This is a genomic window from Nocardia glycosmidis, from assembly GCF_052545115.1.
In genome coordinates this window covers 419,136-438,179 of sequence record NZ_JBQWRH010000001.1, presented here as the reverse complement: position 1 = coordinate 438,179, position 19,044 = coordinate 419,136, and the positions used below count along the sequence as shown (strand labels likewise).

At 68.5% G+C, this 19,044-nt stretch carries 17 protein-coding genes; 7 read left to right on the top strand and 10 right to left on the bottom strand.

Annotated elements, in window-relative coordinates; genetic code table 11:
• The first annotated feature begins 188 nt into the window (after nt 1-188).
• The 3 genes from ACT86A_RS01955 to ACT86A_RS01945 are packed head-to-tail and all read left to right on the top strand — an operon-like array spanning nt 189 to nt 3,921.
• On the top strand, nt 189-1,007 hold the full coding sequence (locus ACT86A_RS01955) for a class I SAM-dependent methyltransferase (RefSeq protein WP_445090206.1): 819 nt from the start codon (nt 189-191) through the stop codon (nt 1,005-1,007).
• Nucleotides 1,004-2,671 carry a 1,4-alpha-glucan branching protein domain-containing protein gene (locus ACT86A_RS01950; protein WP_445090205.1) on the top strand — a complete coding sequence of 556 codons (1,668 nt, stop codon included), beginning with the start codon at nt 1,004-1,006 and terminating at the stop codon, nt 2,669-2,671. The genes ACT86A_RS01955 and ACT86A_RS01950 overlap by 4 nt, the downstream gene beginning before the upstream one ends.
• Nucleotides 2,668-3,921, top strand: coding sequence for a glycosyltransferase family 4 protein (locus tag ACT86A_RS01945; protein ID WP_445090204.1), 1,254 nt, complete (start codon nt 2,668-2,670; stop codon nt 3,919-3,921). The genes ACT86A_RS01950 and ACT86A_RS01945 overlap by 4 nt, the downstream gene beginning before the upstream one ends.
• Before the next feature lie 89 nt (nt 3,922-4,010).
• On the opposite strand, the gene ACT86A_RS01940 is transcribed toward ACT86A_RS01945, so the two are convergent.
• Nucleotides 4,011-4,556: a DUF1697 domain-containing protein gene (locus ACT86A_RS01940; protein ID WP_445090203.1), complete on the bottom strand. Its 546-nt coding sequence runs from the start codon at nt 4,554-4,556 to the stop codon at nt 4,011-4,013.
• A 322-nt stretch (nt 4,557-4,878) separates the two neighbouring features.
• The gene (locus tag ACT86A_RS01935; RefSeq protein WP_445090202.1) at nt 4,879-5,628 is read right to left on the bottom strand and encodes an acyltransferase; all 750 of its coding nucleotides are present in this window, start codon (nt 5,626-5,628) and stop codon (nt 4,879-4,881) included.
• A gap of 271 nt (nt 5,629-5,899) precedes the next feature.
• On the opposite strand from ACT86A_RS01935, the gene ACT86A_RS01930 reads away from it, so the two are divergent.
• Both ACT86A_RS01930 and ACT86A_RS01925 read left to right on the top strand, forming a co-directional pair.
• The gene (locus tag ACT86A_RS01930; protein ID WP_445090201.1) at nt 5,900-7,237 is read left to right on the top strand and encodes an outer membrane protein assembly factor BamB family protein; all 1,338 of its coding nucleotides are present in this window, start codon (nt 5,900-5,902) and stop codon (nt 7,235-7,237) included.
• A 70-nt stretch (nt 7,238-7,307) separates the two neighbouring features.
• On the top strand, nt 7,308-7,556 hold the full coding sequence (locus tag ACT86A_RS01925; RefSeq protein WP_445090200.1) for a type II toxin-antitoxin system Phd/YefM family antitoxin: 249 nt from the start codon (nt 7,308-7,310) through the stop codon (nt 7,554-7,556).
• A 57-nt stretch (nt 7,557-7,613) separates the two neighbouring features.
• Here the strand turns inward: ACT86A_RS01925 and ACT86A_RS01920 are convergent, their stop codons facing one another.
• The 8 genes from ACT86A_RS01920 to ctaD all read right to left on the bottom strand — a co-directional run bounded on the left by ACT86A_RS01920 (nt 7,614) and on the right by ctaD (nt 16,980).
• The gene (locus tag ACT86A_RS01920; RefSeq protein ID WP_445090199.1) at nt 7,614-8,840 is read right to left on the bottom strand and encodes a THUMP-like domain-containing protein; all 1,227 of its coding nucleotides are present in this window, start codon (nt 8,838-8,840) and stop codon (nt 7,614-7,616) included.
• 217 nt (nt 8,841-9,057) lie between these two features.
• Nucleotides 9,058-10,035 (bottom strand): methyltransferase domain-containing protein, encoded by a 978-nt coding sequence (locus tag ACT86A_RS01915; protein WP_445090198.1) that lies wholly within the window; start codon nt 10,033-10,035, stop codon nt 9,058-9,060.
• 37 nt (nt 10,036-10,072) lie between these two features.
• On the bottom strand, nt 10,073-10,849 hold the full coding sequence (locus ACT86A_RS01910) for an enoyl-CoA hydratase-related protein (RefSeq protein ID WP_445090197.1): 777 nt from the start codon (nt 10,847-10,849) through the stop codon (nt 10,073-10,075).
• Nucleotides 10,850-11,009: 160 nt separating this feature from the next.
• Nucleotides 11,010-11,780 carry an NUDIX hydrolase gene (locus ACT86A_RS01905; RefSeq protein ID WP_445090321.1) on the bottom strand — a complete coding sequence of 257 codons (771 nt, stop codon included), beginning with the start codon at nt 11,778-11,780 and terminating at the stop codon, nt 11,010-11,012.
• A gap of 105 nt (nt 11,781-11,885) precedes the next feature.
• Nucleotides 11,886-12,719, bottom strand: coding sequence for an ABC transporter ATP-binding protein (locus ACT86A_RS01900; protein ID WP_445090196.1), 834 nt, complete (start codon nt 12,717-12,719; stop codon nt 11,886-11,888).
• Nucleotides 12,720-12,882: 163 nt separating this feature from the next.
• A complete protein-coding gene (locus ACT86A_RS01895) occupies nt 12,883-13,716 on the bottom strand; it encodes an aminoacyl-tRNA hydrolase (protein WP_445090195.1) in 834 nt (277 codons plus the stop codon).
• A gap of 2 nt (nt 13,717-13,718) precedes the next feature.
• Nucleotides 13,719-14,936, bottom strand: coding sequence for a phosphoserine phosphatase SerB (serB, locus tag ACT86A_RS01890; RefSeq protein WP_445090194.1), 1,218 nt, complete (start codon nt 14,934-14,936; stop codon nt 13,719-13,721).
• Nucleotides 14,937-15,237: 301 nt separating this feature from the next.
• Nucleotides 15,238-16,980 carry an aa3-type cytochrome oxidase subunit I gene (gene ctaD, locus ACT86A_RS01885; RefSeq protein WP_445090193.1) on the bottom strand — a complete coding sequence of 581 codons (1,743 nt, stop codon included), beginning with the start codon at nt 16,978-16,980 and terminating at the stop codon, nt 15,238-15,240.
• A gap of 337 nt (nt 16,981-17,317) precedes the next feature.
• Here ctaD and ACT86A_RS01880 point away from each other — a divergent pair, with 337 nt between their 5' ends.
• On the top strand, nt 17,318-18,409 hold the full coding sequence (locus ACT86A_RS01880; RefSeq protein ID WP_445090320.1) for an ABC transporter substrate-binding protein: 1,092 nt from the start codon (nt 17,318-17,320) through the stop codon (nt 18,407-18,409).
• A 140-nt stretch (nt 18,410-18,549) separates the two neighbouring features.
• Nucleotides 18,550-19,026, top strand: coding sequence for an AMP-binding protein (locus tag ACT86A_RS01875; protein ID WP_445090192.1), 477 nt, complete (start codon nt 18,550-18,552; stop codon nt 19,024-19,026).
• Nucleotides 19,027-19,044 lie beyond the last annotated feature (18 nt).

Here is a 19,044-nt window from a genome sequence, read left to right as displayed (position 1 = left end):
AATGGCTCAGGCCGTGACATTACCTTACGTTAAGTTACTTGCCGGTAACTTAATGGCCGCGCTTTCTGATCCCGGCACCAGGCAACAAAGCGCGCCGGATCACGGTCCGCGTAATGGCAAAGCCCCCGCTGGCGGCACGGTCGGGTGCGGATCTCCCGCGTCGACACCGTGCCAGTAACGTCGGACCGATGAGCGAGGCTGTGACTCCTGCCGCAGTGGGCAATTCCACAGGCGTTTGCGCGGACCCCGAGACGATTGCCGGCGCCGTCGAACCACTGCCGCTGACCGGCGAGCGCACCGTACCCGGCATCGCCGAGGAGAACTACTGGTTCCGCAGGCACGAGATCGCCTACGCGCGCCTGCTGCACCGCTGCGCCGGAAAAACCGTACTGGAGGCCGGTTCCGGCGAAGGCTACGGCGCGGACATGATCGCCGACGTGGCCACCAAGGTGATCGGAGTGGACTACGACACCACCGCCGTCGAGTACGTGCGCGCGCGCTACCCACGGGTGGAGATGGTGCACGGCAACCTCGCCACACTGCCGCTGGCCGACGCCTCGGTCGACGTCGTGGTGAACTTCCAAGTGATCGAGCATCTTTGGGACCAGTCCCAGTTTCTGCGGGAGTGCCTGCGCGTGTTGCGGCCCGGCGGCGAACTGCTTGTCAGCACGCCCAACCGAATCACCTTCTCCCCTGGCCGCGACACCCCGCTCAATCCCTTCCACACCAGAGAACTGAACGCCGCCGAGTTGGCCGGACTGCTGGTCGACGCGGGTTTCGAGGTGGCGCGGATGGTCGGCGTGCACCACGGGCCCGGCCTGAAATCGTTGGACGCCAAGCACGGCGGATCGTTCATCGACGCGCAGATCGAACGGGCGCTGGCCGGCGAACCCTGGCCCGCCGAACTGACCGCGGATGTGGCGAGCATCACCGTCGACGACTTCGTGCTGCTCGCCGAGGACATCGAGGCGAGTCTGGACCTGGTCGCCATCGCGGTGAAGCCGTGACCGATCACCGCACGGTGCCGGGCGAACACTCCGCAAGTCCGGTGCCCGGCCAGTTCACTCTGGTCCTGCACTCCCACCTTCCCTGGCTGGCCCATCACGGCCGCTGGCCGGTCGGCGAGGAATGGCTGTACCAGTCCTGGGCAGCGTCCTACCTGCCGGTCGTGGAAGTCCTGCGAACCCTTGCGGCCGAAGGTCGTTCGCATCTGCTCAGCCTGGGCATCACCCCGGTACTCGCGGCTCAGCTGGACGACCCGCACTGCCTGGCGGGCATGCATCACTGGCTGGGCAACTGGCAGCTGCGCGCCGACGAGGCCGCCGTCGCGGGCAACATCGCGCTCGGCCGACGCGAGCACCGTTCGGCCGCCGCGGCGCTGGCGGAATTCGAGCGCCGCTGGCAGCACGGCGCGGCGCCGATCTGGCGCGAACTCGTCGACGCCGACACCATCGAGTTGCTCGGCGGGCCCCTGGCGCACCCGTTCCAGCCGCTGCTGGATCCGCGGCTGCGGCAGTTCCAGCTCACCGAGGGCCTCGCCGACGCCCGTCATCGCTGGGGCCGTTCACCCACCGGAATCTGGGCACCGGAATGCGGCTACACACCCGGTATGGAGATCGGCTATGCCGCCGCGGGTGTGACACATTTCATGGTCGATGGACCGGCGCTGCGCGGCGACACGACGCTTGGTCGGCCGGTGCGCGATTCCGAGGTGGTCGCCTTCGGCCGCGACCTGCACGTGAGTTACCGAGTGTGGTCGCCGAAGTCCGGCTATCCGGGCCACGGCGCCTATCGTGATTTTCACCACTACGACCACGCGACGGGTCTCAAGCCCGCGCGGGTCACCGGCAAAACCGTCGCCGGACCGGACAAGGCACCCTACGACCCAGAGCTGGCCGCCGCGGCCGTGGCACGCGATGTGGACGACTTCGTGCGGACGGTGCGCCGGCGGTTGGTCGAGGAGTCCGCACGGATCGGGCGGCCCGCGCTGGTCGTCGCGGCGTTCGACACCGAACTGTTCGGGCACTGGTGGCACGAGGGCCCACAGTGGCTGGCCCAGGTGCTGCGCGCGCTGCCCCAGGCCGGCGTCACCGTCGGCACGCTGGCCGACGCGCACGAGCGCGGCTACCTGGGTGAACCGGTACCGCTGAACGACTCGTCCTGGGGCTCCGGCAAGGATTGGCGGGTGTGGGCGGGCGAGCCGGTGCGCGACCTGGTCGAACTCAACGACGACATCGTGCGACTCACGCTGGACACCATCGACAAGATGCGCGCGACCCAGGGCCGGTCGCCCGGAATGCGTGACCGGGTCGCCGATCAACTACTGCGTGAGGCGATCCTGACCGTGTCGAGCGACTGGGCGTTCATGGTCAGCAAGGAATCCGCTGCGGGCTACGCCCGCGACCGCGCGCACCGGCACGCACACGCGGTGCGAGAAATCGCCGCGGCAGTCGGGGCGGGCCAGGTCGCCAAGGCGCGGCAGTTGGCGGCAGGATGGGGGGCGGCTGACGGACTCTTCCCCGGCGTTGACGCGCGACGACTGACCTCCGCGGGGTCGGTACCCAACGCCATCGGGACAGCATCCGCCAGCGCTCCGGGATCGGGCCACGCCACCGGGGACCAGAGCATCGACCCAGCGGACCCGGGTTCCGCCGCAGAAGGACATGCATGAGAATTTTGATGGTGTCGTGGGAGTACCCGCCGGTCGTGGTCGGCGGGCTCGGCAGGCACGTGCATCACCTCGCTGTCGAACTGGCCCGAGCGGGCCATGAGGTGGTCGTGCTGTCCCGGCGCCCTTCCGGCACCGACGCCTCGACCCATCCCACCCACTCCTTCATCGCCGAAGGCGTGCTCGTAGTCGCGGTCGCGGAAGACCCGCCGGTGTTCGACTTCGGTGCGGACATGCTCGCCTGGACGCTGGCCATGGGCCACGCGATGGTGCGCGCCGGCCTCGCTCTCGGCAAGCCGGGCATCGGCGACGGCTGGACGCCCGATGTGGTGCACGCGCACGACTGGCTGGTCGCGCACCCCGGTATCGCACTGGCCGAGTACTACGACGTACCGCTGGTGTCGACCATGCACGCCACCGAGGCCGGACGGCACAGCGGCTGGGTCGCGGGCAAGGTCAACAAGCAGGTGCATTCGGTCGAGTGGTGGCTGGCCAACGAATCCGACGCGCTGATCACCTGCTCGGCATCCATGCAGGACGAGGTGGAGCGGCTCTACGGTCCGGAGCGGATCCCGATGACGGTGATCCGCAACGGAATCGACGTGGACGCCTGGACCTTTCGTCCTCGGTCGCCGCGCAGCAGTCCGCCCCGGCTGCTGTTCGTGGGCAGGCTGGAATACGAGAAAGGCGTCCAGGACGCGATCGCGGCGCTGCCGCGCATCCGCCGCGCTTATCCCGGCACCACGCTGACCATCGCCGGGGTCGGCACCCAGTTCGAGTGGCTGCGCGAACGTGCCCGGGTACACCGCGTCGCCCGCGCGGTGAACTTCGCTGGACAGCTCGCCCACGAAGAGCTGCTCGGCTGGCTGCACGGCGCGGACGCGATCGTGCTGCCGAGCCGGTACGAACCCTTCGGCATCGTCGCTTTGGAAGCCGCCGCGGCGGGCACACCGCTGATCACCTCGACGGCGGGCGGGTTGGGCGAGGCCGTGATCGACGGCGTCACCGGTGTCTCGTTCGCACCCGCGGACGTGGACGGCCTCGTCGCGGCAGTCCACGCCACCCTCGACGACCCGGCCGCCGCGCAGCAGCGGGCCGATACCGCCCGGGAACGGCTGACTGCCGATTTCGCGTGGGACGTCGTGGCCGCGGAGACCGCGCAGGTGTACCACGCGGCCAAGCGGCGGGTGCGCAACCCGCTCGGTCGCCCGACCATCGTCGAACGCCCACTCCCGGAACGCGATCCGGAATAGGCGGCTGCCTCGCCTTCGCTCGGCCCGGCGCGTATGCGGCTGCTCGAGCCTTCGCTCGGCCCGGCGCGTATGCGGCTGCCTCGAGCCGGTTACGCCTCGATCTTCTTGACGATGCGCTCGATGGTGAGCCAAGTGCGAGTGGTGATGTCCTTGCCGTAGGTCTTGTCCAGCCAGGCCATGAAGTCCGGGGTCTTGCCCGGGACACTGTTGTCGATCACCGCGAGGAAGGCGCGCGCCGCCTTGTCGTAGCCGACGATCCTGGTGAGCGGGTCGGGTTGTTCGGGCAACGTTTTCGGCGGCTTCGCGTTGTCTTTGAGGAATGTCGCGATCAAATAGGTTCCGCGGCCGTGCTTCAGACCGGTGAACGGGTCGGCATCCAGCAGCGCGCGCAGTTCTTCATGGCTGCGGATGATCGTGCCGCCCCCGATCCCGAGTTCGGTGCTCAGCGCCTGCTGGATGCGCTGCTCCAGTTCGGGCACGTCGGTGTCCGGGCTGCGGAACACGATGTTGCCGCTGGCGAGCACCGACGCGACATCGTCGAACCCGAGTGATTCGAACACGGACCGCAACTTCGCATTGCTCATGTTCGGATTGCTCGGCATGATCCCGCGCAACAATGCGGCGTAGGCGTTCATACCGCCGAACCTACTCGCCCGCTGCGACAAGCCGACCGACCTTGTCGGTGCGCTCCCCCACCGGCGCCGTGGCAGACAAACTCCATCCAGCAGCGCCCCTACGGCTGCCTCATTGTTGCCCGGTGAACAGGACTCTCCCCGGCGGCGCCCGACACAGATTCCTCGTGGCGGTCGGTCAGCTGATGGAGGGCAGCAGAAGGACCACGTCCAGCGGCACCCGTTCTGCGGCTGCCTCGCCTTCCGCAACCGGCGACATCCCGACGAGCCCCGGATAGTCCGTTCCCCGCACAGCGCCCGACCAGCCCTTGGCCGGCCCAGCAGGTCAGGCGGTCCGGGTGGCGCCATTCTTCTTGCGGGCGATGTCCTCCAACGCCGCAAGATATTTGGCACGTTCTTCGGCGCCGGCCTCCCAAGCCGCCTTGCGGTTCTTGACTACTTCGGCCGGTGCGCCGACGGCGATGCTGTAGTCCGGGATTTCGCCCCTGACCACCGCGTGCGCGCCGAGCACACAGCCGCGGCCGACGCGAGTCCCGCGCAGCACGGTCACCTTGGCGGCGACCCAGGTATCGGGTCCGATGCGGACCGGGCTCTTCACGATGCCCTGGTCCTTGATCGGCACCGTGATGTCGTCCATCTTGTGGTCGAAGTCGCAGATGTAGCACCAGTCCGCGACCAGGGTGGATTCGCCGATCTCGATGTCGAGGTAGGTGTTGACGACGTTGTCCTTGCCGAATACCACCTTGTCGCCGATGCGCAGCGAACCCTCATGGCAGCGGATCGCGTTGCCGTCGCCGATATGCACCCAGCGCCCGATCTCCATCCGGCTCAGTTCCGGCGTCGCGTGGATCTCCACCCGGCGGCCGAGGAACACCATGCCGCGCAGCACGATGTGCGGATTGGCCAGGCGGAACTTGAACAGCCGGTAGTAACGAACCAGGTACCACGGCGTGTACGCCCGGTTCGCGAGCACCCAGCGCAGCGACGCCGGCGTCAGAAATCGCGCCTGCTGTGGATCCCGGCGGCGCGAACCGCGCCAGCGCGAGCGCAACGGTGCGCCCCACATGCTCGTCACGAACGGTTCTCCTGTCGTGGTCCTACCGGCTGCCGCCCGCCTCGGCGGCGACGAATAGAGCCTATCGCTGTCGGGAAGCACCCTGACGATCGCCTGCGACGACAACGGTGGGACTCGTTCACCCCCGCAATGGTCTCCCGTACAGTGACTCGTGCGCCGGAGAGGGCGACGGCGAACCCGCCGGTGCGAAGACCTTCGGCCGGTGGTTGGAGATTCTCACTGAGAATGTCACTGAGAGTCTCAACGGTCTCGTGCGAGCCAATGAACAGGAGTGCGGCAGGTGCGAAGCGGCGGCGTACTGGCTACTTCCCTGTGGCGACCGTCCCGCACACGTGCAGCGGCCGTGCTGGCCGCGGTTGCCGCGTTGGCTTTGACCGGCTGCGGTACCGATGTCGACGACATCACCGTCGGGTCGGGCGACGGCTGGACGAGCGCCTACCACGATGGCCGCAACAGCGGCACCAGCCCGGTCACCGGCTCGCGCAAGCTCGCCCTGAGCTGGTCGCGTCCGATCGGCGGGCCGATCGCGCAGCCGGTCACGCTCGGTCCGGACGGCCAGATATTCGTCACCACCCGCCTGTCGAACTGTTCGATCTTCAGCTTCCAGATGGCCACCGGGCGCAAGCGGTTCTGCAACCCGCTGGGCCCGAGCGCGATCTCCGCCCCCTCGGCAGTCGACGGCATGACCAACGTCTACGTCGGCGACGACAGCGAGGTGAACGCGTTCAACTACCTGGGGCAGCCACGATGGAGCACACCGGTGGCCGGGACGCCGGTCTCGGTGCAATTCACCGGCGACGGAAACCTGCTCACGATCACCCAATCGGGTCAAGTCGACGTGTTGTCCCGGCAGACCGGCGACCGGGTAGTGCCGACCGTGCAACTGCTCGGCCAACCGGACTTCCTCGCGAACGCCGGCCTCACCTGGCCCGCCGCCGGTCAGGGACTCGACGACTGCGCCACTGGTGGACCGCAGTGCCCGGTCGCGAACATCTCCGCCATCGACACCTCCAGCGGGCGCTTCTACGTGACCTTGTGGCAGCCGGGCCAGCCCCGCGCAGCGGTGGTCGCGCTGCGCTACGCCCACGGCGAGATCAAGCGGGAATGGAGCGCCGACCTCCTGGAACGCGGTAGCGCGACCAGCCCGGCCCTGTCCGCGGACGGCGCCACCCTCTATGTCGGCGACAACAGCGACCGCCTGATCGCGCTCGACACCTCCGACGGGCGAACCAAGTGGGTCCAGCGCCTGGACTGGACGCCGCGCGGTGGCATCTCGGTCGCCGGCGACGGCTTGATCATCCCGTCCGGCGACGACGGTTACCTCCTGGCCCTGCGCGATCACGGCGACACCGTCGAAACCGTTTGGGAGCGTAAGGATCTCGCGTTGCGTGGCACCCCGGTGCAGACGGCGGGCGATACCGGCTACACCACCGCGTCGATCGGTGCGGGCCTGAACCTGGTCACCTTCGACACCCGGACCGGCGCCACCGTGGATTCCGATGTGCTCCCCGGCGCCCACGGCGCCACAACGGGTACGGCGGTCGGCGCCAAGGGCGAGGTCGTGGTCGCCACTCGTATCGGCGAGATCTTCGCGTTCAAGCCGGAATAGCCGGCCGCCGCCCGGGAATCGTGATGTCGGCCTGTGCAATCCAGTCTGTCCGGACAGAGGAGGCCATCGCATGAATTGGCCAGTTCAAGAGGCCGAACAGCGGTTCAGTGAGCTGATCAGAAGCGCAACAACGGATGGCCCGCAGGTGGTGACGCACCACGGCGAAGAGATCGCCGTGGTGATCGACATTGCCGAGTATCGGCGGCTCCGGGGCGAGATCGTCGACTTCGAAGACTTCCTCCGGTCCGAACCCGGCCTGGAAGATCTCGACCTGACCCGCAGCCGCGAAGTACCACGCAACCTGGACTGGATGGTCTGACGCGTGGCCTTTCTTCTCGACACGAACGGTGGCAAAGCAAAAGAGTGCGGCTCTGCGCTAGCGCATTCGCGCATCCACCGCAGTGCACAGGAAGGCTGTCGGCGCCCGTCCGATGCGGGTGATGACCAGGGTGAACGGTTGGGAGCCCGCCGGTTTCAGGGTGCGCCGCAGCCGGTCGGGGTCCACGTCGACGCCGCGGGCGAGGATCTCCAGCGGCCCGCAATCGTGGCGGCGGAGTTCGGCGCGCAGGGTCTTCTCCCGGTAGTCGAGGCGATCGATGATTCGAAAACCCCGCGTCCCGGCGGGGACGCGGGGTCCGGTCAGATACGCGATGCGTGGATCGAGTTGCCAGAGACCGTGTTCGGCCGCGTAGTGGCGGACCAGTCCGGCGCGCACGATCGCTCCGTCGGGGTCGATGATCCAGTCGCCGGGTGCACCGTCGGCGATGTCGTCGGGTTCGGCGTCGGTGAGGGTACTGCGGGTACCCGCGGAAGTGAGCACCGTGGCGCGGCGCGTGACCCCCGCATCGGCAAGCCCTGGGGACCATAGGCAGGCCTCGCGCACCGCACCGTCCAGGGAAACGACCTCGATCTCACCCGCCCAGTCCAGCCGGTCGAAATCCAGCCCGGGAGCGCATTTCACGGCCAGATCGCGGCCTCGGTAAGCCGCGAGCAGGTCCGGTAGCGGTGGCTGCAATTTCGCCGGATCGTGGGTGCGCCGACCGTCCGCACGTCGCGCCGGGTCTGCGATGATCACGGTGTCGGCGCTGCTCGGACGCAACGCATCCGCCTTGGCCAGCACCACATTTCGCGTCGGCGAACCGGTGGCGGACGGCCCCGGTTCCGCTACCGGAAACCAGCGCTGCCCCAGATTATGCGCGGCGATGGCCAGACGCACGTCGTCCAGATCGCTGCCGACCACAGCCGGGCATACGCTGGCCAGTTCGACGAGTTCGGCTCCGATGGAGCAGGTTACGTCGTGCACCGCACGCCCGGCCAGGCGCGCGGCACGGTGCCGGGCGACGGCGGTCGGGGTTGCTTGCTGGAGGGCGTCGTCGGTGAACAGCCACCCGCCCGGGTCGGCGAGCTTGGCCGTGGCGCGGCGGCGCAGCCGGACCGTCTCGACCAGAGCCGCCGCCCGGTCACTATAGACGCGGCGCACCTGCTCGAGATCCTTCAGCAAGGAGGTAGGGGTCAGAGGCAGCCGGTCCACCTCGGTCAGCGCGGCCCGGCCGGCCGCACTACCCAGGTACCCGACATCATCGTGAGTGAACCCGTAGCCCATTATCGGCCTCCCAGAGGCCCTCGCACCGAACCGGCCCTCCCGGTTGCGGGAGCCGTCGTCGCACCAGTCGCGATACCGCAAGCCTGGTTCCCGTTTTCACGGCGTTCCATGTCCGGATTCCGAACCGGCGGAGGCGATTTAGGTGCGGACCCAGCCGGTCCGACGCCGACCGTGTCGCCCAGCTGGGCGACACGGTCGCGAAAGAAATTGTGGCCCACTACTTTCCGGCGGCGCTGGGCTTCACGCCGGTGATCATGGCGTTGTAGAAGAACTGGCGCGGAACCACGCGGCGCAGGACGTTCTCGTCCACCCAGCTCAGCCCCAGCCACGCGCGGTACATCGCCATCCGGTAGCGCCAGGTGAGTTTCTCGGCGGGCACGGCCGCCTCGAAGGTGCGTACCGGCCAGCCCCACAGCGCGGCCGCGAATTCCTCGGTTCTGGCGGCCACCTCGACAGCGCCCGCCGAGCGAGCCATCGCCTCCAGCCGGCGTGGGTCGAAGGTATGCAGGTCGACGACCGCTTCCAGGGCCGCGGCACGCGAGGACTCGTCCAGCTCCGCCTGCGGGCGCCGCCAGTCGCGCAGCATCGGCAGCTTGGTCACCGTGGTGGTGGTCTTCCACGTGATCCGGCCCAGCCAGCGTGCGTAGAAGTTACCGACGGTGGTCGGCTCCCCGGCGAACACGAAGCGACCCCCCGGCTTGAGGACGCGCAGGCACTCTTTCAGCGCGAGCTCGACGTCGGGGATGTGGTGCAGCACCGCATGGCCGACCACCAGATCGAACGTGTCGTCCGCATACGGGATGGTCTCCGCGTCGGCGACCCGGCCGTCCACGTCCAGTCCGAGATGCTGCGCGTTGCGCAGCGCGACCCGCACCATTCCCGGCGACAGGTCGGTGACCGAACCGGATTTCGCCACCCCCGCCTGCATCAGGTTCAGCAGGAAAAAGCCGGTGCCACAACCCAGTTCGAGCGCCTTGTCGTAGGGCAGCGGGGCGGGACCGACCGCGGCGTCGAAGCGCCCGCGGGCGTATTCGATACAGCGCTCGTCATACGAGATGGACCATTTGTCGTCATAGGTCTCGGCTTCCCAGTCGTGGTAGAGCACCTGGGCCAGCTTCGTATCCTTGAGCGCGGCCTCGACTTCCGCCTCGGTGGCGTGGGGGTTCGGCGCGGGGTCCTCGGGACGTACCGTCATGGTCGGCAAGCCTACTCAAATCCCCAGCTGACGCCCGCTATCGGCCCACGAATTCAGCCGACCCCGGACCGTTGGCCAGATAAGAACCTGTTCCGATCAGGCGATCTTCCGTCGTGAACAAGGCCGACCATTCGGTCCGTGCCCGATCGAGACCGTGCGGACCCGCTTCGAAGACCGCTTTCGCGGCGGCCAGCGCGCGCGCCGGGCCGTCTTCGAACTGCCGCGCCCAGCGCATCGCGGCGGTGTAGACGTCGTCCGGCGCGACGATCTCGTCGACCAAACCGAGCGCCTTGGCCTCATCCGGTTCGATGAAACGACCGGTGTAGACGAGGTCTTTGGCCGGACCCGGCCCGATCAGCAGGGAAAGCCGCCGGATGCCCGCGAGCGGGATCAAGCCCGCCATGATTTGCGGCAGCCCCAGCTTGACATTGTCACCGATGACGCGGCGGTCGGCGGCGAGAGCCAGTTCCAGCCCGCCGCCCAGGCAGTATCCGCTGATCGCCGCCACGGTGGGCTGCGGGATCCTGGCCAGGCAGCCGAGGGCACGTTGTAGATCAGCCGCCATGGCATTGGCCTGCTCGCCCCCGAGCCCGGACAGCTCGGCCACGTCATCGCCCGCCGAGAAGACCCGCTCGTCGCCGTACACGACCACAGCGGCCACGCCCGGATCCGCGGCCACGGCGTCGGCCGCCTCGGCCAGTTCCCGCGCCAGCTGCATATTCACCAGGTTCATCGGCGGGCGGGCGATCCGGAGGACGGCCACGCGCCGCGCGGCGGCGCTCTCGGGCAGATCCAGGGTCACGAATTCGGCCATGAGTGGCCACGCTACCGCGCGCTCGCGTCGTGCAGCGAACCATCGGCACACCCACGGACGCGGAACACCGGTGTGCCGAGTGGCGGCCCGCCGCGGCACGAGTGGCCGTGCTCGCAGCACCGGCGGAACGTTATGCCGGAAAGGACACCGGCAGAACCGCTCACGGGCGCACGAAGCCCCTGCGCCGCTGGGCATCCGGGAGTTCGGCCACATAGCGCTGACTGCCCGGAAACGTCGGCACCAGCTTGCCATCCCTCTCCGACAGCACCGGCATGATCGGCTCGATCGCCCGCTGCGCGGCCAGAATGTCTGCGGTGGAGCCGAATTCGCCGAGCGCGACCAACTGCGCCCAGGTCGGCGGCAGCAGCACGTCGGCACCGGAACGCCAGCCCGCCAGCGCCTCGGCCGGGGTACTCCAGCGCACTTGCGCCGCCTCGGAAGTGGCGCCATCGGCGAGCTGTCCCGCCGGCAGCACCGCGACGAAGAACCGGGTGTCGTAACGGCGCGGCTCGACCACCGGCGTGATCCAATTCGCCCAGGGCCGAAGCAGATCCGCGCGCAGCACCAACTTCTCCTCGGCGAGGAAGCGCGCCAGCGTCAGCTCCCTGCGCTCCAAACGGCCCCGGGCATCCCGGTAGGCGGTCGTGTCGGAGACCACGCAGTCGGCGGCGGGACCGGCCAGCAGCACGCCGCATTCCTCGAACGTCTCCCGCACGGCCGCGCAGACCAACGCCTTCGCCCTGGCCTGGGTGATCGCAAATCGCTCGGCCCACCAGGCCGGTTCGGGACCGGCCCAGGCGATGTCCGCGGTGCCGTCGGACGGATCGACGCCGCCGCCGGGGAACACGGTCATGCCCGCGGCGAACGCCATGGCGCCGACCCGCCGCTGCAGGAAGATCTCGGGTCCCGTGGCGCCCTCGCGCACCAGCATCACCGTCGACGCGTCCTTGGGTACCGACGGCTGAGCGTCCGGCGCTTGTGTCTCACTCACCTTTGCACCCTAACGCGCTCACTGAGCGCTGCGACGGCGACGGCGTCAGCGGGTGCGGTGCTTGCCCGCGCGGCGTGCCCGGCGTGCGAAGTAGCGGCCGTCCACCCGGTTCAGCGCGATCGATTGCCGGAAAGCGTCGCTGAGGTTCGCGGCGGTGAGCACGTCCGACAGCAGTCCCTGCGCGACCACCTCGCCCTCGTTGAGCAGCAGACCGTGGGTGAATCCGGGCGGGATCTCCTCGACATGGTGGGTGACCAGGACGATCGCGGGCGAGTCCGGGTCGGCGGCGAGATCGCCGAGCCGCTCCACCAATTCCTCCCGGCCGCCCAGATCCAAACCCGCCGCCGGCTCGTCGAGCAGCAGCAGCTCGGGATCGGTCATCAACGCGCGAGCGATGAGCACGCGCTTGCGCTCGCCCTCCGACAGCGTCCCATAGGTGCGGTCCGAGAGATGTTCGGCGCCCAGGCTTTCCAGTATGTCGATGGCGCGATCGGTGTCGATATCGTCGTAGCGCTCGCGCCAGCGGCCGAGCACCGCGTATCCCGCGGAGACGACCAGGTCGCTGACCTTCTCGTCGACCGGGACCCGGCTGGCCACCGCGGCCGACGACAGGCCGATGCGCGGGCGCAGCTCACTGACGTCGACCTTGCCGAGCTGTTCCCCCAACAGATGCGCGATGCCCGCGGTGGGATGCATTTCGGCGGCAGCCATCCGCAGCAGTGAGGTCTTGCCCGCGCCGTTGGGGCCGAGGACCACCCAGCGTTCGTCGAGCTCGACCTGCCAGGTGACCGGGCCGACGAGGGTATGGCCCGAGCGGCGGACGGTCACGTCGGTGAAATCGATGAGCAGATCGGGATCCGGTTGCGGCACGCGCTCCATCTTGGCCCACCACCGGCCACGCTTGCCAAGCGGGGAGGAAAACGGGCCAGTCGGTGGATCGGGCACCTCCCCAGCGTGGTCACGGGTAGTGCCTCGGGCCGCCGCGATCGCGCGAGTTGAGCTTCTGCTCGGCCTGCTGGGTCAGCTGTCCAGCCCGAAGCGTTCACCAGGATTGGGCAGGCACCGCGATCACGGTCATCGAGCCCGGCGCCACCTCGGTGAATCCCGCGTCCCGCACGGCGACCGCGCTGCCGTCGGCCACCTGGGTGGCCAAGCTCGCCCAATGCCGGGCGTCGGCTTCACGTACCGCGCAACGGAATCCGAGTTCCGCCCAGCGCAGCGCGTGCTCGACCGGAAGCGCACCGGCCAGCAGCATGCCGGCATGGCCTACCTGGGCGGCCGCTTTGCCGAGCGTCATCCCGAGCGCGGCGTTCACCCACAGCACGGGCAGCTCGGGAGCCGGCGGGCCCGGGTCGTCGTGGTCGAGATCAGTGCCGCCGATCTGTAAGCGCTTGATCACCGGATCGACCGCACCCACCGGCCCGGGCACCAGTGCCCGAGCTTGCGCGCCGTCGATCTCGACGGTGACGCCGTCCACCCCACAGCAGGCGCGCCATTGGGCACCGCGGGCGCGCCGCGCCAGCTTGCGAATGCGCGACCGCTTCCACGCCAGGTAGCGCGCTTCCCACACGCCGCCCGCACCGACCCGCTCGTCCAGACACAGCGCTATCGCCGCCGTGGCCGCCGCGGCGAGCACCGCGCTGCGTGGCGGCGGATCGGTCTTCGGCAGGTGCAGAATGATCTGCATCGCCTGCACCATCGCCGGATCATCCGGATCTCCCGCACCGCCGTAGCCACCGGCCAGCTCGGCATGCCGCGCGCGAAATCCCGCGATGTCCGATGCGACCACGTCCGATACCACCGCATCCGATGCCACCGCCGCCGTCCGGGTCTCGCCGCCGGGGGTTTCGGCCCCGTATTCCGGGATGCCTGTCATGCTCAGCCCAATGGAACGCGCCGTAGGAGGCCGTCCCGGGCATCCGCGGCTTCCACCTCGTCCCGGGTGACCCCGAGGATGAACAGCACCGCATCCAGGTAGGGATACGACAGCGCGGCATCGGCAACCTCGCGCAACGCGGGCTTGGCGTTGAACGCGATACCGAGACCGGCGGCGTTGAGCATGTCGATGTCGTTGGCGCCGTCGCCGACCGCTACGGTCTGGTCCATCGGCACCCCCGCCTCGGCCGCGAACCCGCGCAGCGCGGTGGCCTTGGCCGCCCGGTCCACGATCTGTCCGACCACCCGGCCGGTCAGCTTACCCTCCACCACCTCCAGCGTGTTCGCCTGCACGAAGTCCAATTCCAACTCGTGCGCCAACGGTTCGATCACCTGCCGGAAGCCGCCGGAGACCACGCCGCAGCGGAAGCCGATGCGGCGCAGCGTGCGAATGGTGGTGCGCGCGCCGGGCGTCAGCGCGATCTTCTCGGCCACCGCCTCGATCACCGACTCATCGAGACCGGCCAGTGTCGCGACCCGCTGCCGCAGCGATTCGGCGAAGTCGATCTCCCCGCGCATGGCGGCCTCGGTGACCTTGCGGACCTCGTCCTCCACACCCGCGTGCGCGGCGAGCATCTCGATCACCTCGCCCTGGATCAACGTCGAGTCGACGTCGAACACGATCAGCCGCTTGCCGCGGCGCGACAGGCCGGCCCGCTCCACCGCGACGTCGACCCGTTCGGTGACCGCGACTTCGGCCAGCGCCGTGCGCAGCTGCGAATCCGTGTCGGGGCCGGAATCTATCGCGGTGACCATCAACTCCATACCCGTCACCGGGTAGTCGGCGATACCGCGGATGGTGTCGATGTTCGCGCCGAGAGCGGCCAGTTGCCGCGAGACCGCACTGAACGCACGGGCGGTGACCGGACTGCCGAGGATGACCACCGCGTGCGTGGACATCGGCTGCTTGCCGATCGCCGCGTCCACTTCCACCTCGACGTGCATGCCGACGGTGTTCATGGCTTCCTCGAGCTCGTCCTGCAACGCCTCGGGATCGTTCGGACAGATGACCAGGACGCCCAGGGTCAGCCTGCCCCGGATCACGACCTGCTCCACGTCCAGCAGGCTCACCTGATGCCGTGACATCGCTGCGAGCAGCACGGATGTCACACCGGGGCGGTCGGGCCCGGTGACGGTGACGAGGACAGTGGTGTCGGCCAACTGATGCGCTCCAAGTTCGGTGTGTTTGCCGTCGCTGTGCTGCACATCGGTGTCGCAGCTCCACGATGCGTATCGGTGTGCACAAATGAGTGTGCACCCGCTGGTCACCAGCAGGTGCACACCTGTCGCATGAATCCTACGGCGAAGCCGGATCAAATCCGGCTAGCGGCCCGCACGAACGACGCAGCCGGACGAAATCCATCCCCAACCGCGCCGGGCCGAACGAAAGCCGCATCAACGACACGGCCGGACGAAGTCCGTCCCCAGCCCGCGCCGGGCCGAGCGAAGGCGAGGCAGCCGCCTACTTCGCCGCTGCGACCGTCTCATGTACCTCGACGGCGTGCTTACCCGAGCCCCAGCCGACGTGGGCTTCGGCGCGCATGCGGTCGATCATGTGCGGGTAGTGCAGTTCGAACGCGGGGCGCTCGGAGCGGATGCGGGGCAGTTCGTAGAAGTTGTGCCGCGGCGGCGGGCAGCTGGTGGCCCACTCCAGCGAGTTGCCGTAACCCCACGGGTCGTCCACGGTGACGACCTCGCCGTAGCGGTAGCTCTTGAAGACGTTCCACAGGAACGGCAGCATCGAGGCACCCAGGATGAACGCGCCGATCGTAGAGATGGTGTTCAGGGTGGTGAAGCCGTCGCTGGGCAGGTAGTCGGCGTAGCGGCGCGGCATACCCTCGGCGCCGAGCCAGTGCTGCACCAGGAAGGTGGTGTGGAAGCCGATGAAGGTGGTCCAGAAGTGCCACTTGGCCAGGCGTTCGTCCAGCATGCGTCCGGTCATTTTGGGGAACCAGAAGTAGATGCCCGCGTAGGTGGCGAACACGATGGTGCCGAACAGCACGTAGTGGAAGTGCGCCACGACGAAGTAGGTGTCGGTGACGTGGAAGTCCAGCGGCGGGCTGGCCAGGATGACACCGGACAGACCACCGAACAGGAAGGTGACGATGAAGCCGATGGAGAACAGCATCGGTGATTCGAAGGTGAGCTGACCGCGCCACATGGTGCCGATCCAGTTGAAGAACTTCACACCGGTCGGCACCGCGATGAGGAAGGTCATGAACGAGAAGTACGGCAGCAGCACGGCGCCGGTGGCGTACATGTGGTGCGCCCAGACCGCGATCGACAGGGCCGCGATACCGAGGGTGGCGTACACCAGCGTGGTGTAGCCGAAGATCGGCTTGCGCGAGAAGACCGGGAAGATCTCCGAGACGATGCCGAAGAACGGCAGCGCGATGATGTACACCTCGGGGTGCCCGAAGAACCAGAACAGGTGCTGGTAGAGCAGGATGCCGCCGGTGGCCGGGTCGTAGATGTGGCCGCCGAGGTGACGGTCGTAGGCCAGGCCGAACAGCGCGGCGGTGAGCAGCGGGAAGGCCAGCAGCACCAGGACGCTGGTGACGGCGATGTTCCAGGTGAAGATCGGCATCCGGAACATGGTCATGCCCGGTGCGCGCAGGCATACGACGGTGGTCAGCATGTTCACGCCGCCGAGGATGGTGCCCAGACCGGAGACGGCCAGACCGAGGATCCACAGGTCGGTGCCGACGCCGGGCGAGTGCAGGATATCGGTCAGCGGCACGTACGCCGTCCAGCCGAAGTCCGCGGCGCCGCCCGGGGTGATGAAGCCCGCGGTCGCCATGGTGGCGCCGAACAGATACAGCCAGTAGCTGAAGGCGTTCAGGCGCGGGAAGGCGACGTCGGGCGCACCGATCTGCAGCGGCAGGATGATGTTGGCGAAGCCGAACACGATCGCGGTGGCGTAGAACAGCAGCATGATCGTGCCGTGCATGGTGAACAGCTGGTTGAACTGCTCGGGCGAGAGGAACTGCAGGCCGGGCCGCGCCAGTTCACCACGCATCAGCAGGGCCATCAGGCCACCGATGAGGAAGAAGGCCATCGACGTGGTCAGGTACATGACACCGAGGACCTTGGGGTCCGTGGTGGTGACCAACTTGTAGATGAACGAGCCCTTCGGCCCGGTCCGTGCCGGATAAGGCCGAGTCGCTTCCAACTGAGGGACTGGCTGGGGCTCTACGGCAGTCACTGATCCTCCTGAAAGGTGCCTTTAGGTCGCTCCGCAGGCTCCGCTGATCGCATCCACCCCGATATATCGGAACAGACGACAGTTCGCTTGCGCTCATCGCATCGTAAACGGTGCTTATCCGGCGGGCCGAGGGGGTCCTACTCTCTGTCGTATTCGATCGACCGCACCTGCGTCGCCGCGTATTCGCGACAATCTCGCGGATCGCCCGGCCGCGAACTGGGAAAGCGTGCCCTCGCTTCGCCCGAAACGGATGGCCGAGCCGGTGGGCCGCGGACCAGGCGGCCGCGAACACGCAGCGCCGCAGGCGCTGCGAAACGAGCACGGTACCCTCACCCGCATGACGCTGCGCGCCTTCGTTCACCTCCGAAACCGCACAGCCTCTTTCGCACACGCTGCCTCGCCGGGCCGCCGGGTAGTCGCCGTCGCCGTGTCGTGCGTGACTGTTCTCGCGGCGGGATGTGGCGGGAACAGCGACGATGACGTCTCCATCGTGCGCACCACCACCAATATCGCGGGCGCGGGAGTGGTAGGGCTGGAGCGCGATACCGCTCGGGCGTGCGCGCTGCCGAGTGCGCCGGACCCGGCGAGCGGGGCTACTCGCAGTGTCACGCACGCCGCGGGCGTCTCGGACGTCCCGGCTGACCCGCAGCGCATTGTGGTGCTCACCACGTCCGCGTTGGACGCGGTCTGCGCGCTCGGTCTCTGGGAGCGGGTTGTCGGCGCGGTGACCGTCGAGGGACCGAGTCCGCAGCCGGCCTACCTCGGTACCGGTGTGCTGAAGATTCCCGGTATCGGAACTGCGGCGGCACCGGATCCGGCCCGGATCGCGGCTCTGCGCCCGGACCTGATTCTCGGCGAGATCCCCACCGGCACGGCCGGTTTCGCCGCGCTGCAGGCTATCGCCCCGACCGTGCTGGTCGGCGCGAATACCAGCTGGCAGGCCGAGTTCGCCGCGTTCGCAGCGGGTTTGGGACGCAGCGAGGCGGCCGCGACCGCGCTGCAGAACTATCGCACCGAGGCAGGCGACGTCGATACCGCGTTGGCGGCGAGCCAAACCCAGGCGTCGGTGCTCCGGTTCACCGCCGATGCCAACCAGGTACAGGGCGCCGACAGTTTCGCCGGGCAGGTGCTGGGCGACGTGGGTGTCCAGCGTCCCGCCGCCCAGCGGGGCGCCTCGTTCGACGTCCGCCCGGATCAGTTCGCCACCAAGGTGGAGGGCGACGTGATCTACGTGATCCTCGCCGGCGCCGACGGGAAGCGGCACGGCGAAGCTGTCATGCGCACCGACGAATGGAAGGAACTCGGCGCCGCCACCGATCGCCGGGTGTTCGCCGTCGAGGACACCGTGTGGCACGGCGACGGTCTCACGGCCGCGCGGGCGTTGCTCACCGACGTGCGCGGCACGCTGAACGGCTACGTCAACGACTGAGCGCCGAGCACACCCTGGGTGGGGTTTTGCCCACCCAGGGAGTGCGCGGACCAACGCTGGGGTTGCTGTCGCAGATCTGTCCTGAGGACGAAATTGAGAGGTACGCAAAGCCCCTCTCATTCGACACCCGAGGACACGACATGCGCACGCTGACCGCTCCGCCCGCCGACCACCTGCACGTCCTGCCGCCGGCTCAGCCCGTGGCCGATGTTGATCCGGATGCGGTCGACCCGGATGCGGTCGTGCTGTCCACCGCCGACTGCGACCTCACCTACGCGGAGTTGGATCGCTGGTCCAACCGGATGGCCCGCCTGCTGCTCGAACTCGGCGCGGGCCCGGGCACGCGCGTCGCGCTGGCGATCGGTCATCCGATGGAATCCATCGTGGCCGAGCGGGCCGCCACCAAGATCGGCGCGGTCACGGTTCCGGTCACCGGCGACGGCTCCTTCGCCTTCGGGACCAGGGTCGGGATCACCACCCGGGACGAGCGTCCCGAGCGGGTCGACGGGATTGCCTGGCTGGTGCTGGACGACCGGTCCACCCTGCAGCGCTACCTCACCGGTTCCGACGCCCCGCTCAGCACCGCCGACCTGGATCTTCTTCGGGCATCCGCCTGACCGGCACAACCATCCGCC

Excerpts from the sequence above, each read along its gene's own strand:
- ACT86A_RS01905 (WP_445090321.1), bottom strand. The coding sequence starts at position 11,780 with ATGCTGGTGCGCGAGGGCGCCACGGGACCCGAGATCTTCCTGCAGCGG.
- ACT86A_RS01900 (WP_445090196.1), bottom strand. The coding sequence starts at position 12,719 with ATGGAGCGCGTGCCGCAACCGGATCCCGATCTGCTCATCGATTTCACC.
- ACT86A_RS01880 (WP_445090320.1), top strand. The coding sequence starts at position 17,318 with ATGACGCTGCGCGCCTTCGTTCACCTCCGAAACCGCACAGCCTCTTTC.
- ACT86A_RS01875 (WP_445090192.1), top strand. The coding sequence starts at position 18,550 with ATGCGCACGCTGACCGCTCCGCCCGCCGACCACCTGCACGTCCTGCCG.
- ACT86A_RS01945 (WP_445090204.1), top strand. The coding sequence starts at position 2,668 with ATGAGAATTTTGATGGTGTCGTGGGAGTACCCGCCGGTCGTGGTCGGC.
- ACT86A_RS01925 (WP_445090200.1), top strand. The coding sequence starts at position 7,308 with ATGAATTGGCCAGTTCAAGAGGCCGAACAGCGGTTCAGTGAGCTGATC.
- ACT86A_RS01940 (WP_445090203.1), bottom strand. The coding sequence starts at position 4,556 with ATGAACGCCTACGCCGCATTGTTGCGCGGGATCATGCCGAGCAATCCG.
- ACT86A_RS01955 (WP_445090206.1), top strand. The coding sequence starts at position 189 with ATGAGCGAGGCTGTGACTCCTGCCGCAGTGGGCAATTCCACAGGCGTT.
- ACT86A_RS01910 (WP_445090197.1), bottom strand. The coding sequence starts at position 10,849 with ATGGCCGAATTCGTGACCCTGGATCTGCCCGAGAGCGCCGCCGCGCGG.
- ACT86A_RS01915 (WP_445090198.1), bottom strand. The coding sequence starts at position 10,035 with ATGACGGTACGTCCCGAGGACCCCGCGCCGAACCCCCACGCCACCGAG.
- ACT86A_RS01920 (WP_445090199.1), bottom strand. The coding sequence starts at position 8,840 with ATGGGCTACGGGTTCACTCACGATGATGTCGGGTACCTGGGTAGTGCG.
- ACT86A_RS01895 (WP_445090195.1), bottom strand. The coding sequence starts at position 13,716 with ATGACAGGCATCCCGGAATACGGGGCCGAAACCCCCGGCGGCGAGACC.